Source organism: Actinopolyspora lacussalsi (assembly GCA_030803735.1).
Classification (GTDB): Bacteria; Actinomycetota; Actinomycetes; order Mycobacteriales; family Pseudonocardiaceae; genus Actinopolyspora; species Actinopolyspora lacussalsi.
Genome location: JAURUC010000001.1, coordinates 2,987,723 through 3,003,643 on the forward strand (window position 1 = coordinate 2,987,723; position 15,921 = coordinate 3,003,643).

Here is a 15,921-nt window from a genome sequence, read left to right on the forward strand (position 1 = left end):
GAACGGCGGTTTCCGTGCACGGACTCAATCGCGTTCCGCCGGGCGGTTCAACAGCCCCGGAAACAAGAAACCGCCCCCTGCCCCGTCTTAGCGGGTCAGAGGGCGGTGTTATCGATTGTGCCGGGTAGAGGATTCGAACCTCTGAAGCTTGCGCGGCTGATTTACAGTCAGCTCCCTTTGGCCGCTCGGGCAACCCGGCTTTCGCCAGTCATCGCTGGCTCGTGCCGGACGATCATACCTACCGGTGACGCCGAGCGGCACACCCCCCGGCTACCGAACGAGCACAGCGATAATGCGCCCAGCGGCAACGAACACCGCGGCAACGAACACCGGGGCAACGAGCACTGGGACACGGCGGAGCAGCTGTGAAGACTCGTCGGATCCGATGCGACGAAGCCGCATACCGCACCGGCGAGCGCTCGCACACCGCTGGGGCGGGACCAGGCGGGCCGAGCCGTGGCCAAAAGAAACCGCCCCCTGCCCCGTCTTCGCGGGTCAGAGGGCGGTTTCGCCGATGGTGCCGGGTAGAGGATTCGAACCTCTGAAGCTTGCGCGGCTGATTTACAGTCAGCTCCCTTTGGCCGCTCGGGCAACCCGGCATAGCAGCCATCCGCTGTTGGCTTGTACCAAAATCCTACATACCGGCACCCGCGCTCGTGTAAGGGGGCCGGGGTAGCGTATTCGCTCACCAAACCAGCGCTCGTGAGGAGTTGCCGACATGGCGGACCCGTCGTTCGACGTAGTGAGCAAGGTCGACCGGCAGGAGGTGGACAACGCACTCAACCAGGCTGCCAAGGAACTCGCGAACCGGTTCGACTTCAGGGGAACCGACACGAAGATCAGTTGGTCCGGCGAGGAGGCCGTGACCCTGGAGTCCGAGACCGAGGAGCGATGCAAGGCCGCGGTCGAGGTCTTCAAGGAGAAACTGGTCAAGCGGGGTGTCTCACTGAAGGCGATCGAACTGGGCGAACCGGTCAGATCGGGCAAGGTGCACCGGGTCTCCGGCAGCCTCAAGCAGGGCATCGCGCAGGAAACGGCCAAGAAGATCTCCAAGAAGATCCGCGACGAGGCACCCAAGGGAGTGCAGGCGCAGATCCAGGGCGACCAGTTGCGGATCTCGGGCAAGAAGAAGGACGATCTGCAGGCCGTGATCTCGCTACTGAAAAGCAGTGACTTCGACGTGGCGCTGCAGTTCGAGAACTACCGTTGAGCGGGTGCGGGGACGAGCCCGCTCGCGGAGTGATCGCGCCGCACGCAAAGCACTCTTAACCGTCGACGGGAGAGCTCGTTGAAGGGAATCGTGTTGGCCGGGGGCAACGGCACGCGGCTGCACCCGGTCACCCAGGTGGTGTCCAAGCAGCTTCTCCCGGTCTACGACAAGCCGATGGTGTACTACCCGCTCTCGGTGCTGATGCTGGCCGGGATCCGCGACATCCTGCTGATCTCCACTCCCGAGGACCTTCCGCTGTTCCGCCGCCTGTTCGGCGACGGCAGCAGCCTCGGGCTGCGCATCGAGTACGCGACCCAGACCGAGCCCAACGGGCTGGCGGAGGCGTTCCTGATCGGCGCCGACTTCATCGGCGACGACTCGGTGGCGCTCGTACTGGGCGACAACATCTTCTACGGTCAGGGGTTCTCGAAACTGCTGCAGCGCAGCACCACCGAGCTGCAGGGCTGCACACTGTTCGGCTACTCGGTGCGCGATCCGCAACGCTACGGCGTGGGCGAGACCGACGGTGCGGGCAAGCTGGTCTCGCTGGAGGAGAAACCCGCCGTCCCCCGCTCCAACAAGGCGATCACCGGCCTCTACCTCTACGACAACGAGGTGGTCGAGATAGCCCGTACGCTGCGTCCCTCGAATCGTGGCGAGCTGGAGATCACCGACATCAACACGACGTACCTCGAGCGAGGTCGTGCGCACCTGATCGAGCTGAATCGCGGTTACGCCTGGCTGGACACGGGCACGCACGAGTCGCTGCTGGAAGCGGGACAGTTCGTGCAGGTGTTGGAACACCGCCAGGGAGTGCGCATCGCCTGCCTGGAGGAGATCGCGCTGCGCATGGGATACATCACACCCGAGGAGTGTCACGAGTTGGGGAGGCGGCTGTCCAAGTCCGGTTACGGCCAGTACGTCATGGAGATCGCCGAGGCCATCGCCGGGCGGGAGCTGGACGCCGGGGCCGAGTGAGTCGGCTCCGGCCTCCCGCGACATCGGTTTCCGGGCGGCGTCAATTTCTCGCGAAATCGCCGCTCCAGTGCGGCGTCATGGCCCGTAGGCGTCGATTTCCCACGAAATCGCCGCGCCGCTACGACGCGGTGCCGCTCCCGCCACCCACGCAGCCCGGCCATCCGCGGGTTCTCCGGTGCGGCTCTCGCGAGGACGGTCCCGACGTTGTGTGGTAACCACCCGATGTCGGGGCACCCGCAGCGAGAGCCGCACGAGAGGTTCCGCCAAGTAAGTGGGTCCGCCCGCTCGCGCCGGGAACCTCTGTCAGTAACGAGTGGGTAGCTGGCGCCCTGCCAGACCCTCCAACCGTCGAACCCTGTCGGAGATGGGCGGGTGGGTCGAGAACAACCGTGTCATCCGTTCCCCGGCGCGGAACGGGTTGGCGATCATCAGGTGGGACTCGCTGACCAGCTTCGGCTCGGCCGCGAGCGGGGCCTGCTTGGTCCCCCGTTCGAGTTTGCGCAGTGCCGATGCCAGGGCCAATGGATCTCCCGTCAGCTCGGCTCCCGATGAATCCGCCTGGTACTCGCGGGAGCGGCTCACGGCCATCTGGACCACGGCTGCCGCCACCGGCCCGAGCAGCGATACCAGCAGCAGCGCGATCAGATTGGGGCGTTCCTCGTCGTCCCCGCCGAAGCTCGCGAAGATCAGCCCGAAGTTCGCGATGAAGGTGACCGCACTGGCCAGCGCGCCCGCGACGCTGGAGATCAGGATGTCGCGGTTGTAGACGTGGGAGAGCTCGTGCCCCAGCACGGCGCGTAGTTCCCGCTCGTCGAGCAGCTCCAGGATCCCGGCGGTGGCACAGACGGCCGCGTTGCGGGGGTTGCGCCCCGTCGCGAACGCGTTGGGCGCCACGGTGGGACTGATGTAGAGCGCGGGCATCGGCTGCTTCGCGGATGTGGCGAGTTCACGCACGATGCGGTACATCGCGGGCTGCTCCGCCTCGGAAACCGGCCGAGCACGCATCGACCGCAACGCGAGGTTGGCCGAGTTGAAGTACGCGTAGCCGTTCATTCCGAGCGCGATCAGCAGTGCCACGACCATGCCGGACCGCCCGAACAGCGACCCGAGCAACACGATGAGTGCGCTCATGGCACCGAGCAAGAGCGCCGTTTTTACTCCGTTCCAATGCCTGTGCAAGGTACTCCCGCCTCCGCCCGGTTTCCGGACCAGTTTCCGGGGACCGGCCACCTTCGACGGTGACCGGGAACCACGCACGGTGAGCGGCGATTCACGCCGGCCGGGCGCCCCGTGAAGAACTCACTCGGACAACGTCGCGCGGGGACCGCCAGTTCCTTAACACGCCACGCCGAACACGTCACAGAATCGGTGGAGACCGAGCTCATAGCCCCACCGATCAACTTTCTCTCGCGAAGAAACTAAACTGAGGGACACTTGTAAACGACTCACGCGCTCGGCCCGTACCGACACGCGAGGCCGCACTCGGCGGCGAAACGTTGTCGAACCGGCTGCTGTGGTGGCTACGCGGTGGAGCTCTCGGCCGCGCTCCCCGCCGGATGAGACATCGGGCGCGGTGAGGCTGCTCGTTCGGGCCCGTGGCCGGAGGACGGGCTCGGAGCGTACTGCCGCCACCGGCATCCGGGAGGCGGCGGAGAGGATTCGGATTGGTCTTGTCGAAACTGCTCGGCCGTGGTGCCGCGCGCAAACCCGCCCGAGAAGGCGCCAGCAACGCGCTGCCTCCCACCCCGCTGGACGGCGGGACGCTGAGCTGCCAGGTACACGACGAAGCCGATCGCCCGCTCCCCGAGGCCACCGTGACGGTGGTGAACCGACTTAATCAGCAGGTGGCCAGCGGAACCACCGACGGGTACGGCTTCTTCCTCGCCACGGTGCAGCCGGGCACCCACAAGGTCTCGATCACGGCGGGCGGCTACCAGCGGACGGGCACCAGGGCCGAGGTCCGCACGAACCGGCACACCGCGATCGGCTCCGTGCGCCTGGAGCGGGACCCGGAGAGCACGCTCCCCGAGCCCGGCGTCTGGACGTTCGATCCGGACCACACCGAGATCAGGTTCATCGCACAGCACATCGGCATGTCGAAGATCCACGGCGCCTTCCGCGAGCTGGAGGGGCGCGTCACGGTCCGGGAACCGTTCGAGAAGTCCGTGGTCGAGGTCGCCATCGACGCGTCCAGCATCGACACCGGAGTTCGCATGCGTGACGATCACCTGCGCTCCGCCGACTTTCTGGACGTGGCGAACCACCCGAGGCTGTACTTCCGCAGCGACAGGTTGACCCAACTGCGCGGTGACCGCTGGGTGGTCGGTGGCCAGCTGACGCTGCGCGGCAGGAGCAGTCCCGTGCAGCTGGACACCACCTACCTGGGAACGCGCTCCTGGAACGGCACCCGAACGGCGTGTCACTCCACTACGGAACTGCGCAGGGAGGACTACGCGGTCAACTGGCAGCAGCTGCTGAGCAAGGGAATCGGCGTGGTCGGTCCGACGGTGCGGATCGAGCTGGACGTGCAAGCGGTGCTGAAGGAGTGACCCGAGAGCTCGCCCCGGAGCTCGCGTTCCCGTTCGGTCGTCGTCCCGCACCGAGTCGGGCACGCGCCTCCGGTGGCGGAGAGACGCGGCGGCTGCGCCACCGCTTCGCCACCGTTACTCGTGCAGTTCCATGGTGCAGCACTTGGGGCCACCGCCGGACTTGCGCAGCTCCGAGATGTCGGTGAGCAGCGGCTCGTAGCCGTGCGCGCGCAGTCGTTCGGCGAGAGCGGTGGCCTCGCTGGGCAGCACCACGTGCTTGCCGTCGGAAACCCCGTTGAGCCCGAGGCACTCCGCGTCGGCGGAGTCGGCGATCACCGCGTCGGGGAAGAGCCTGCGCAGTACCTGTCGGGAGCCCTCGGAGAACGCCTCGGGATAGTAGGCGACCTGCGGCCGATCGCCCTTGCGGAGGACGAACAGCGCGGTGTCCAGGTGGTAATAGCGGGGGTCGGTGAGCCGCAGCGATACCACCGGGACGCCGAGCACCTCCTGGGCCTCGGCGTGGGCCTGCGGATCGGTCCGGAAACCACTGCCCGCCAGCAGCAGCTGTCCGGTCCAGGCGAAGTCGCCCTCGGCCTCGTTGATTCGGGAGGGCATCACCAGATCACGGTAGCCGCTCGTGGAGAACCACCTCCGGAAGTGCTCGGCCTCGGGAGCGCGTTCGGGTGACCTGAACCGGGCACCGAGCACTCGGCCACCGATCACCGTGGCAGAGTTCGCGGAGAAGACCATGTCGGGCAGTCCCGGCTGCGGCGGCACGGTCTCGACGGTGTGACCGAGCCGACGGTAGATGCCCGCGAGCTCACGCCACTGCGACATCGCCAGTTCGGTGTCGACGGGCTCGTCCGGGTCCATCCACGGATTGATGGAGTACTCTACCGTGAAGTGTTCCGGGGGACACATCACGTAGTGACGCCTCGTCGGCACGTTCCCGGCCGTGTCGTGCCGTTGAACGGGATCGGGCGCTGCCACGGTGGAGACCGACATATTACGTAATCTAATCCCTGCTTTTGCAGCATTCAATGCGCCTTCATTGCGGCGAATACGGCAGAATGTTGCACATGGACCCCCTGGATCAACGAATCGTTTCGCAACTGGTCACCGACGCCAGGGCCAGTTACGCGGAGATCGGCGAGGCGGTGGGACTCTCCGCTCCCGCCGTGAAACGACGTGTGGACAAACTGCTGGACAACGGCGTGCTGCAGGGCTTCACCGCCGTGGTCGACCCGGAAGCGCTCGGCTGGGGGACCGAGGCCTTCGTGGAAGTGCACTGCCACGGCAACGTGCCCACCGATCGACTGCTCGCGGGGCTGGAACCGCTGCCGGAGGTGGTTCGCGCCTACACCGTCTCGGGGGAGGCGGACGCGATCGTGCACCTGCGTGCGGCCGACATCCACCATCTCGAAACCGCGCTGGAGCGGCTGCGTGCGGTCGAGTTCATCAATCGGACCGTTTCCACCGTCGTGCTGTCCCGGTTACTCGACAGACCACCCCAGGCATGATGAGGGGCAGTGTCGAGACTTGCGTGCCTGGTCGGGTAGCCGTCACGTGAGTCGGCGCCTTGCTGTGTTGGGCCGGCTCTTGAGTAGCGACCTACGCGGCGAGCGGCCCGGCCTCGCAATGCATCCGACTCACGCACCGGGGTTCCCACGCTGCTTATCCGAATGGTCGCGTCCCGACGGTGCCGACTGCGAGGGCGGTCGGAGCGCGGCCTGCGGGGGTGGCTGGAGTGCGGCTTCGCCCGGTGGCCTTTCCCGGCGGCGCGGCGATTTCGCGCGAAATCGACACCGCACGGGCCACTCAGACGCCGCATGGGCCGCTCAGGAGCGCGAGCGGCCGTCCCAGGCGACGAAACCGGCCTGCTCGGCGTCCGCCGGACCGCGGAACCACACCTCCGCGACCACCCGATCGAAGTAGGGCGAATCGGCGGTGTGGTACTGCCGCGAGCCGAACTGCCCCTTGACCGTGTAGCTCTCGTCCGGCCTCGGTTGTTCCGGATACTTCTCGTCGGGGTACCACTCCTGCCGTTCGTTCCCGGCATCGGTGTCGGACTCGCCTGCCGTCGCGTCCGAGGACCTTCCCGGGGCCTGGTCACCGAGGACGTTTCCGCTCAGCACGGAGTGGGCACTGGTGGCGGAGCCACCGCGCCGGGTGTTGGCCCCCGGAACTCTTCTGGGAAGCCCTTCTGGGGTCTCGTCTACACCCGCGGCACCACCCGGCGCGGAGTCGGTGGGCCCGGCGGGAGTGGTCCCACCCGTGGTTTCCTCGGGATCCGGGGCGGAACCCGCACCGTCGGTCACCGGCGAGGACGAGCTGTCAGGCAGTTCGGCACCGCTGCGGTCGGGGTCGATGCCGGGCGTCACCATCGGCTCGAACAGCGAACGCAGCCTGCCGGTGAGTTCCCCCTCGGAGGACTCGCCGGAGCGCTCCCCCACCTGCTCACCGACTGCCGTCCCCTGGTGCTGCTCGCCCGGTTCCGAACCCGAACCGGGACGTTCGGAACCGCCGAACTCTCGCGTGGTCTCCGAGGCGACGTTGTCGGTGTCGTACATGTCGAACTCCGCGGCCGAGAACCACGTGCGGTCCCCGGCGGAACCGGAGAGTTCCGCACCGGAGCTCACCTCGGCGGGTGCGGTGGGCGTAGCGGACCACTCGGCGCCGCCCGGCGCGGGGGCCGACTCGGGGGGCTGTCTGCGCGGGTGTTCCTCGCGCAGCTCGCGTTCCCGCTCCAGTCGCAGCTCGGACTCGTCGAAGGAGGCGGTGTCGGCGCCGTGCGGTCTCTCCTGGACGGGCTCCCACTCGTCCGTCGGGGAGGTACGCGCGCCTTCCGGCCCGGGCGCGGCCGCGAAGACGGACCCGCCGAAGTCCTCGGAGGCGGCCTCCATCCAGCGCGCGCGCTGGCTCCCCAACGGCCGGGGCACGTGCTCGGTCGGCCATTCGGCGGCGCCCGATCCGGAGGGGGTGGTCGCGTCCGAGCCCTCGGGGCGATGCGCGGCGGCTTCGGTGCCGGATTCCGGGACACGGTCGTGCGGCGTCCCGTTCTCCGGAACCGGCTGGACCGCGGTGTCGCGGGTCGTCCCGGTGTCCCGGTCGAGCTCGGAATAACGGGGGAACTCGCTGTCCGGGACCGATTCGGAGTCCCACAGCGGGATGTCGCCTTCGGCGGACGAGCGGTCCCGCAACTCACGCAGCCGCTGGTGGGCGGGCCGCACGAACAGCAGCCAGGTGGCCGCCACACCTGCCGCGAACGCGGCCAGGCTCCACAGCCACACCTGGGTAAACAGCCACGTCACCGCTGCGGTCCTTTCTCTCGCGAAGTCAACCGGCGCCGAGTGCGACCACGACCGACACCGGCACCGTGACGAGCGACACGCCGGGGCATCTCATCGGGTGCGGGCCACGACGTAGTCGACCAACGCGAACAGCCCCTGTCGTGCCGGGCAGTCCGGCAGTCGGGCGAGCTCGACCCTCGCCTGTTCAGCGTAAGTATCGAGGGTTCGACGGGCACGAACCAGTCCGGACGAGTCGCGCAGCCGTCGCAACGCCTCCTGCACTTCGGCATCAGTCGTCAGTGATCCCGAAAGCAGCTCGCGTAACCGTGCGTCGGAGTCGGAAGCGGTCAACTCGTAGAGCATCGGCAGTGTACGAACTCCCTCGCGGAGATCGGTACCGGGCGTCTTGCCGGACTCGTCCGGCGGGGAGGCGATGTCGATGACGTCGTCCGAGATCTGGAAAGCGGTGCCGACGATCTTCCCCACCCGTTCCAGCACACCGATCTGCTCCTGCGGCGCGCCCGAGAACAAGGCACCGAACCGGCCGCAGGTGGCGATCAGCGATCCGGTCTTCTCGTCGATCACCTCGAGGTAGTGCGCCACGAGATCCTCACCGCCCTCTACGCCGACGGTCTCGCGCATCTGACCGGTCACCAGGGACTCGAAGGTACGAGCCAGCATGCGGACCGCATCGCTGCCCAGATCGGCCGCCAACTGGGACGCCTGCGCGAACAGGAAGTCGCCGGTGAGAATGGCGACCGAGTTGTCCCACCTGGCATTGGCGCTGCTCGCGCCCCGCCGCATGGTGGCCTCGTCCATCACGTCGTCGTGGTAGAGCGTGGCCAGGTGGACCATTTCGAGGATCACGGCCGCCTTGGTCACCTCTTCCCGCTCCGGCTCCCCGAACTCGGCGGCCAACAGCGTGAACAACGGCCGGAACCTCTTGCCACCCGCCTCGACCAGGTGCAGGGACGCGCGGGTGGCGAAGTCGAGATCGCTGTGCACCGCTTCGTGCAGCAGTCGTTCCACCCGCGTCATCCCGGCCCGCATCGATTCGGCGAGCCGCGGATCGGCAATGTCGAAACCACCGACCGCGGTGCCCGTGTCCCACGGCACACCGCCGGTCGGCTCACCAACTGGGCTGGTCACGTCACCGTCGCCTTCGTCTCCCCCGGAAATGCCCTGCGAGGGACACCTTACGACACGAAGCCACCGACACTCGCCCAGTCCAGCGCCAGCTGCGGTGCCAGCCCGAACAGCAACGTGACAACCACCCCGAGCGTGATGGCCGCGGTGGTGAAAGCCCCGGGCACGCTGACGGTGGGGCCGTCGGGTGCCGGATCGTTGAAGAACATCAGCACGATCAAGCGCAGGTACAGGAAGGCGGCCAGCGCGCTGGCCAACAGCGCTATGACCACCAATGGCCCCATACCCGCGGAGAACGCGGCGGAGAACACCACGAACTTGCCCATGAAACCGCTGGTCGCGGGAATACCGGCCAACGCGAGCAGCAGGAAGGTGAACACCGTGGCCAGCAGCGGGGAGCGCTTGGCCAGTCCCGCCCAGTCCGAGAGGTGAGTTGCCTCACCCTCCGAGGTGCGGACCAGGCCGATGATGCCGAACACGGCCAGCGTGGTGAACCCGTAGGCGAGCAGGTAGAACAACGTGGCGGACAGGCCGCGCTCGGTCAGCGTGATCGCCCCGACCATGAGAAATCCCGCATGCGCGATCGAGGAGTAGGCGATCATGCGTTTGACGTCCCGCTGCGTCAGACCGGACACCACTCCGATGACCATCGACAGCACCGCGACGGTCCACAGCACCCAGTGCCACTCCCAGCTGGAGGCGTCGAAGGCCACGTGCAGCAGGCGCAGCATCCCGCCGAAGGCGGCGACCTTGGTGCAGGCCGCCATGAAGCCGGTCACCGCGGTGGGCGCACCGTGGTAGACGTCCGGGGTCCAGAGGTGGAACGGCCCCACCGAGCCCTTGAACAACAGTCCCATGATCACCAGCCCGAGACCGGCGAACAGCAGTGTGTCCGAACGCAGGCTCCCCGCCGTGGCGTCGGCGATGTCGGAGAACTTCACCGAGCCCGCGTAGCCGTACAGCAGGGCCAGGCCGTACAGGAAGAACGCGGAGGCGAAGGCGCCCAGCAGGAAGTACTTGACCGCGGCTTCCTGCGAGAGCAGCCTGCGCCGCTTGGCCAGCCCGCACAGCAGGTAGAGCGGCAGGCTCAGCACTTCGAGCGCGACGAACATCGTCAGCAGATCGTTGGCCGCGCAGAACACCATCATCCCGCCGAGGGAGAACAGCGTGAGCGGGAAGACCTCGGTACGCATGCCGGCCACCGAGGCGGTGGCCCGGTTCATCACCTCGGCGGAGGCGGCTCCCGGCGCGTCGGCGGGGCGCCGGGACGCCTCGGGATTGGTCTCGGCGACGAACGCACCGCCGGGTTCGATCGAACGATCGGCGATCAGCAGGATCGCCCCCAGCGCCAGCGCCAGCAGCGTTCCCCACAGGAAGAGGGTCGCCGGTCCCACGGCGACCGTGTCCGACAGGGTGGTGCCGCCGGTGTTGATCTCCCTCGCGTGCCGGATCACCTGCGCACCCGCGAGGATCACCGCCAGCAGGCTCAGCACCACCTGCGCGAGCCAACGCTGCCGTCGGTGCACGAAGGCCTCGATCAGCACACCGAGACAAGCCGCGAGCAGCACGATCAACACGGGCGCGATGGCGGCGTAGTCGATCGGTGGCATGTCGGTGGTCTGCTGGGCCAGCAGTTCGGAATGCCGGTCCGGGGCACCGGTTCGCGCTACCACTCCCACTTTCAGTTACCTCCCTGAGAGGTCACGGGATCGGTGACGCCGACCTCGCTCATCGTTGCTTCCACCGAGGGGGTGATCACGTCCAGCACCGGGGCGGGGTACAGCCCCAGCAGGACGATCAGCACCACGAGCGGAGCCAGGACGCCGATCTCCCTGCCGTCGAGATCGCGGAGGGCGAGCCGACTGGCCCCGGATCCGGAGCCGCTGTCCACCGCGATCTCCGGATCGGTCGCGGCTCCCGGGCCACCGACCGAGTCGAGCAGCGCGGTTCCCGAGAGCGGCCCCTGCATCACCCGCTGGTAGAGACGGAGCACGTAGACCGCCGCCAGCACCATCCCGATGGTGGCGAGTATCGCGAACACCGGTCGGGTGGCGAAGGAACCGATCAGCACGAGGAACTCGCTGATGAACGAGTTGGTTCCCGGCAGCGACAACGTGCTCAGTCCCGCGATCAGCAGCATCCCGGCCAGCACCGGGGTCACACGCGCCATGCCGCCGTAGTCGGCGATCCTGCTGGAACCGCCGCGCGCGATGATCATTCCGATCACCAGCACCAGCATCCCGGTGGCGATGCTGTGGTTGACCATGTAGGAAGCCGCGCCAACCTGCGCCTGCGAGGTGAAAGCGAAGATCCCCAGCGCGATGAATCCGAAGTGGGCGATCGAGACGTAGGCGATGAACCGTTTGAGGTCGGTCTGGCCGAACGCCTGCAGCGAGCCGTAGAGCACGCCGATCACGCCCAGCGTGAGCACCAGCGGTGCCAGCATCTGGGACGCCTCGGGAGCCAGCGGCAGGCTGTAGCGCAGGAATCCGAAGGTCCCCACCTTGTCCAGTACTCCCACCACGATCACAGCAACGCCGATGGGGGCCTGCTCGGTGGCGTCGGGCAGCCAGGTGTGCAGCGGAACCAGTGGTGCCTTGATGGCGAACGCCGCGAAGAAACCGAGGAAGATCCACACCTGCACCGAGGTCGGCGCGTCGGCGAGCACTCCGCGCAGCGTGGCCCAGTCGAAGGTTCCCTGCCCGGTGACGCTCGCCGCGTAGGAGTAGGCCCCGATGGCCGAGGCCAGCATGATCAGTCCACCGAGGAAGGAGTACAGGAAGAACTTCACGGCCGCGTACTGCCGCCTGCTGCCGCCGTAGCCGCCGATCAGGAAGTACATCGGGATCAGCATGATCTCGAACAGCACGTAGAACACGAACAGGTCGGTGGTGGCGAACACCGCCACGGTCAGTGCCTGCTCGACGAGCAGCAACGCGAAGAAGCCACCCCGGCTGCGCTCGGCTGGGAGCCGTTCCCGCCAGCTGAATCCCAGCACCAGCGGCATCAGCAGCGCGATCACCGCGACCATGACGAGCGCGATGCCGTCCAGCCCGAACGAGAGGCTTATGCCGTACTGGGGGATCCACTCGACGGAGCCGTTCAGTTGCAGCCTGGCCCCGCCGGGCTGGTAGCTCAGCCAGGCCACCGCCGCGAGCACCAGTTCGACCAGCGAGAAGCCCAGGGCTACCGGTTTGGCCACGCGTTCGTTGCCGCGCAGCAGCGCCACGACGATCGCGCCGAGCAGCGGCAACAGAATCAGCGCGAGGAGCAGGTTCATCGCGTCTCCTCTTCTCCGGCTATTTCGCGGGAATTCGCACAGCGGGTCGTCATGGGGTTCCCACCGAGAGCAGGGCGGCCACCAGCAGGACGCCGCCGACCAACATGGACATCGCGTAGGACCGGACGAAGCCGGTCTGCCAACGCCGCAGCACCTGCGAGGCGGCGCCGAGGGTCGTGGCGACCCCGTTGACCGCGCCGTCGACACCGACCCGGTCGAACCGCGCCAGCCCGTCGGCCAGCCCCACGGTCGGACGCACCGCCACCGCGCGGTTCAACGCGTTGCCGTAGAGATCCGCACGGGCCGCGCGCACCAGCGGCGAGACCCGGGACGGTGCGGTTTCGGGAACGGGACGGCGCCCCACGGCCAGCCAGGCCACCAGCACACCGAGTGCGGAGAACCCGAGCGTGAACACCGGGATCACCGAGTGCGGCAGCACCGTGTGTCCCTCGTGGAGTTCACCGAGGGCGGGGCTCAGGAAGTGCACCAACCGCTCGCCGCTGGTGAACAGGAAACCCGCTGCCACCGAGCCGACGCCGAGCACGATCATGGGCCCGGTCATCACCGCCGGCGACTCGTGGGGGTGGAACTCACCGCCGTCGGAGGCCGTCCGGTGTTGCCAGCGCCGTTCACCGAAGAAGGTAAGCAGCATCAGGCGGGTCATGTAGAAGGCGGTGAGCCCGGCACCGAGTACCGCCGCACCGCCGAGCGCCCAGCCCTGCCAACCGGGCTCGCCGAAGGCCGCCGCGATGATGGCTTCCTTGGAGTAGTAGCCGGAGAGGAAGGGGAAACCGATCAGCGCGAGGTAGCCGACCGCGAAGGTGGCGAAGGTGATCGGCATGTAGCGGTAGAGCCCGCCGAACTTGCGCATGTCGACCTCGTCGCGCATGCCGTGCATCACCGAGCCCGCGCCGAGGAACAGTGCAGCCTTGAAGAAACCGTGCGTGAGCAGGTGCATGATTCCCAGCGCGTAGCCCGCCGGACCCAGTCCGACGGCGAGCATCATGTAGCCGATCTGGCTGACCGTGGAGTAGGCCAGCACCTTCTTGATGTCGTCGTAGGCGCAGCCGATCACGCAGCCGACCAGCAGGGTGACCGCTCCGACGATCGCGACCACCAGCTGACCGGTCTCGGTCATGGTGTAGAGCGGGTTGGCCCGCGCGATCAGGTAAACCCCCGCGGTGACCATGGTGGCCGCGTGGATCAGCGCCGAGACCGGTGTGGGGCCCTCCATCGCGTCGGGCAACCACGCCTGCAGCGGCACCTGGCCGGACTTGCCGCAGGCTCCCAGCAGCAGCAACAACGAGATGGCCAGCACCGTTCCAGTCGAGAGTTCCCCGGCGCGGGCGAACACCTCGGAGTACTGGGTGGTGCCGAGCCTGGCGTACAGCAGGAAGATCGCCAGTGCCAGTCCGACGTCGCCGACCCGGTTCATCACGAAGGCCTTGGTGGCCGCCCCCGCGGCGCTGGGACGCTGCTGCCAGAAACCGATGAGCAGGTAGGAGGCCAACCCGACGCCCTCCCAGCCGAGGTAGAGGGTCACGAAGCTGTTGCCGAGCACCAGGATCAGCATCGCCGCCACGAACAGGTTCAGGTACCCGAAGAAGCGGCGCCGCTCGGTGTTGCCCCGCCCGACGCGTCCCTGCTGGTCGTGGGCCATGTAGCCGATCGAGTAGATGTGGATCAGCGCGCCGACCCCGGTGATCAGCAGTACGAAGACCAGCGACAGCGGGTCGATGCGCAGCCCGAAGTCGACCTGCAGGGAGTTGACGGGGATCCAGGAGAACAGGTGCAGCGAACGCGCGGCCTGTTCCGCTCCTCCCACGGAGGTGAACAGTGCCAGGGCGTAGCCGAAGGAGGCGATCACCGTGGCGCAGCCCAGCAGGTGTCCCCACCCGTTGGCGCGCCTGCCCGCCAACAGCAGCACCGCGGCACCGAGCAACGGAATCGCGATGATCAGCCACGCATTGTTCTGAATCGCTCCCTGAGCGGCCTGTACCGGCTCCGGAGCGGCCAGCATGGAGGTTGTCACGCCGTCTTCCAATCCGTTCCGTTGGTCCATTCGCTGTGCGTTTCGTTCCGTCGGGCTAGTACTTCAGGAGGTTGGCGTCGTCGACGGAGGCCGATCGGCGGGTGCGGTAGACGGACATGATGATGGCCAGCCCGACCACGACCTCGGCCGCGGCGACGACCATCACGAAGAAGGCCATGGCCTGCCCGTCGATCGATCCCTCGATACGCGCGAACGTCACCAGCGAAAGGTTGACCGCGTTGAGCATCAGCTCCACGCACATGAACAGCACGATCGCGTTGCGGCGTATGAGCACGCCGACCGTGCCGATGGTGAACAGCAGCGCCGAAAGCAGCAGATAGTAGGTGGGGGTCACTTCCTGACCTCCTCGGGGGAACTCGAACCGGCGTCCGGGTGCGCGGTGTCGTCCGGGGACTGCGCGTCGTCCGGGGACCGCGGGTCGTTCCGGGACCCCGTGGAACCGTTGCTCCCGGTGTGACCGCCGGAGCCGTTCTTGCCGCCACCCTCGCCCGGCGTGCCGTCACCGGAACCGCCGTCGGGGGTCTCCTCCCCGCTCGAGTCCGAAGTGGACTCCGGCGTGCTCCGGCCGGTCCCGTGCTCCCGGTGGCCGGTTCCGGTCAGCGCGTGCGCGTCGGGCGGCGGGGCACTGCCGGAGACCGCGTCCCGGTCGGGGCGCAGCCGTTCCACGGGAGTGTTGTCCAGGATCTCGGACAGCGAGTCCTCCGCGACGGAGCCGTCCGGCAGCAGTGCCGGGGTGGCGACCGAGTTGGCCGTGGCGTAGACACCGGGTCCCGGCAGCGGGGACGGTCTGGCGTACCTCCCCTGGAACCTGGCCTCCACGGTTTCCCGCTGCGTCATGCGCGGCTTGCGGCCCTTGCCGCCGTAGGCCAGCACCATCGCCCCGATCGAGGCGGTTATCAGCAGCGCCGAGGTGAGCTCGAACGGGAACAGGTAGTCGGTGAAGATCACCTGCCCCAGGCCGCCGGCGGCCCCGCCGCCGGGTGACCACGGGTTCAGCGGCGCGGCGGGCACCACCGCGTCGAGCGAACGCGCCAGCCCGGCCACCAGCAGCACGGCCAGCGCCACCCCGAGCACACCCGCTGCCAGCCGCTGGCCGCGCAGCACCTCGACCACGGAGTCGGACGCGTCCCTGCCGACCATCATGAGCACGAACAGGAACAGCATCATGATCGCGCCGGTGTAGACGATGATCTGGGTGAAACCGAGGAACTGCGCGCTCTGGGCCATGTACAGCACCCCGAGGCTGAGCATGGTGAGCACCAGCCACAGCGCCGAGTGCACCGCGCTGCGCGCGAAAACCATCCCGAGCGCGCCCAGCAGTGCCAGCGGCCCGAGAATCCAGAACACCACCGTCTCTCCGGTGCCCACGACGCCCTGCTGCGCGGTCTGCGCGAGCGGCGTCCGCACGAGCACCTCGGTGGTAGCCGTCATGGTCA

At 67.8% G+C, this 15,921-nt stretch carries 13 protein-coding genes and 2 tRNA genes; 4 read left to right on the forward strand and 11 right to left on the reverse strand.

The genetic code is table 11. The features are described 5' to 3' along the window. Positions 1-118 precede the first annotated feature (118 nt). Both J2S53_RS13265 and J2S53_RS13270 read right to left on the reverse strand, forming a co-directional pair. Positions 119-199 (reverse strand) — tRNA-Tyr (locus J2S53_RS13265). 316 nt (positions 200-515) lie between these two features. Then, positions 516-599, reverse strand: a tRNA-Tyr gene (locus tag J2S53_RS13270). Between the two features lie 119 nt (positions 600-718). Between J2S53_RS13270 and J2S53_RS13275 the strand changes: the two genes are divergently transcribed. Both J2S53_RS13275 and rfbA read left to right on the forward strand, forming a co-directional pair. Next, positions 719-1,210 carry a YajQ family cyclic di-GMP-binding protein gene (locus tag J2S53_RS13275; protein WP_456241212.1) on the forward strand — a complete coding sequence of 164 codons (492 nt, stop codon included), beginning with the start codon at positions 719-721 and terminating at the stop codon, positions 1,208-1,210. 78 nt (positions 1,211-1,288) lie between these two features. Beyond that, positions 1,289-2,188: a glucose-1-phosphate thymidylyltransferase RfbA gene (rfbA, locus tag J2S53_RS13280; protein ID WP_456241213.1), complete on the forward strand. Its 900-nt coding sequence runs from the start codon at positions 1,289-1,291 to the stop codon at positions 2,186-2,188. 303 nt (positions 2,189-2,491) lie between these two features. Here rfbA and htpX read toward each other — a convergent pair whose 3' ends face one another. Next, positions 2,492-3,367 carry a zinc metalloprotease HtpX gene (gene htpX, locus J2S53_RS13285; protein WP_456241214.1) on the reverse strand — a complete coding sequence of 292 codons (876 nt, stop codon included), beginning with the start codon at positions 3,365-3,367 and terminating at the stop codon, positions 2,492-2,494. 485 nt (positions 3,368-3,852) lie between these two features. Between htpX and J2S53_RS13290 the strand changes: the two genes are divergently transcribed. Further along, entirely contained in the window at positions 3,853-4,737 is an 885-nt protein-coding gene (locus tag J2S53_RS13290) for a YceI family protein (RefSeq protein WP_456241215.1), read from the forward strand. A gap of 114 nt (positions 4,738-4,851) precedes the next feature. On the opposite strand, the gene ddaH is transcribed toward J2S53_RS13290, so the two are convergent. Beyond that, on the reverse strand, positions 4,852-5,721 hold the full coding sequence (ddaH, locus tag J2S53_RS13295) for a dimethylargininase (RefSeq protein WP_456241216.1): 870 nt from the start codon (positions 5,719-5,721) through the stop codon (positions 4,852-4,854). Between the two features lie 74 nt (positions 5,722-5,795). Between ddaH and J2S53_RS13300 the strand changes: the two genes are divergently transcribed. Then, positions 5,796-6,236, forward strand: coding sequence for an Lrp/AsnC family transcriptional regulator (locus J2S53_RS13300; RefSeq protein WP_165400710.1), 441 nt, complete (start codon positions 5,796-5,798; stop codon positions 6,234-6,236). 318 nt (positions 6,237-6,554) lie between these two features. On the opposite strand, the gene J2S53_RS13305 is transcribed toward J2S53_RS13300, so the two are convergent. From J2S53_RS13305 to J2S53_RS13335, 7 genes are all read right to left on the reverse strand, one after another. Then, complete coding sequence (locus tag J2S53_RS13305; protein WP_456241217.1) at positions 6,555-8,027, reverse strand: sunset domain-containing protein; 1,473 nt, start codon at positions 8,025-8,027, stop codon at positions 6,555-6,557. A gap of 90 nt (positions 8,028-8,117) precedes the next feature. After that, positions 8,118-9,056, reverse strand: a complete 939-nt coding sequence (locus J2S53_RS13310) for a polyprenyl synthetase family protein (RefSeq protein ID WP_130469638.1) — start codon at positions 9,054-9,056, stop codon at positions 8,118-8,120. A gap of 146 nt (positions 9,057-9,202) precedes the next feature. Beyond that, entirely contained in the window at positions 9,203-10,762 is a 1,560-nt protein-coding gene (nuoN, locus tag J2S53_RS13315) for an NADH-quinone oxidoreductase subunit NuoN (protein ID WP_456242787.1), read from the reverse strand. A gap of 71 nt (positions 10,763-10,833) precedes the next feature. Next, on the reverse strand, positions 10,834-12,432 hold the full coding sequence (locus J2S53_RS13320) for an NADH-quinone oxidoreductase subunit M (RefSeq protein WP_456241218.1): 1,599 nt from the start codon (positions 12,430-12,432) through the stop codon (positions 10,834-10,836). A 49-nt stretch (positions 12,433-12,481) separates the two neighbouring features. Continuing rightward, the gene (gene nuoL / locus J2S53_RS13325; RefSeq protein WP_456242788.1) at positions 12,482-14,452 is read right to left on the reverse strand and encodes an NADH-quinone oxidoreductase subunit L; all 1,971 of its coding nucleotides are present in this window, start codon (positions 14,450-14,452) and stop codon (positions 12,482-12,484) included. 67 nt (positions 14,453-14,519) lie between these two features. Beyond that, positions 14,520-14,819: an NADH-quinone oxidoreductase subunit NuoK gene (nuoK, locus tag J2S53_RS13330; protein WP_092976647.1), complete on the reverse strand. Its 300-nt coding sequence runs from the start codon at positions 14,817-14,819 to the stop codon at positions 14,520-14,522. Continuing rightward, complete coding sequence (locus tag J2S53_RS13335) at positions 14,816-15,916, reverse strand: NADH-quinone oxidoreductase subunit J (RefSeq protein WP_456242789.1); 1,101 nt, start codon at positions 15,914-15,916, stop codon at positions 14,816-14,818. The genes nuoK and J2S53_RS13335 overlap by 4 nt, the downstream gene beginning before the upstream one ends. Between the last annotated feature and the right edge of the window lie 5 nt (positions 15,917-15,921).

Excerpts from the sequence above, each read along its gene's own strand:
- J2S53_RS13275 (WP_456241212.1), top strand. The coding sequence starts at position 719 with ATGGCGGACCCGTCGTTCGACGTAGTGAGCAAGGTCGACCGGCAGGAG.
- ddaH (WP_456241216.1), bottom strand. The coding sequence starts at position 5,721 with ATGTCGGTCTCCACCGTGGCAGCGCCCGATCCCGTTCAACGGCACGAC.
- J2S53_RS13300 (WP_165400710.1), top strand. The coding sequence starts at position 5,796 with ATGGACCCCCTGGATCAACGAATCGTTTCGCAACTGGTCACCGACGCC.
- J2S53_RS13310 (WP_130469638.1), bottom strand. The coding sequence starts at position 9,056 with ATGCGGGCCGGGATGACGCGGGTGGAACGACTGCTGCACGAAGCGGTG.
- nuoN (WP_456242787.1), bottom strand. The coding sequence starts at position 10,762 with ATGCCACCGATCGACTACGCCGCCATCGCGCCCGTGTTGATCGTGCTG.
- J2S53_RS13320 (WP_456241218.1), bottom strand. The coding sequence starts at position 12,432 with ATGAACCTGCTCCTCGCGCTGATTCTGTTGCCGCTGCTCGGCGCGATC.
- nuoL (WP_456242788.1), bottom strand. The coding sequence starts at position 14,452 with ATGCTGGCCGCTCCGGAGCCGGTACAGGCCGCTCAGGGAGCGATTCAG.
- J2S53_RS13335 (WP_456242789.1), bottom strand. The coding sequence starts at position 15,916 with ATGACGGCTACCACCGAGGTGCTCGTGCGGACGCCGCTCGCGCAGACC.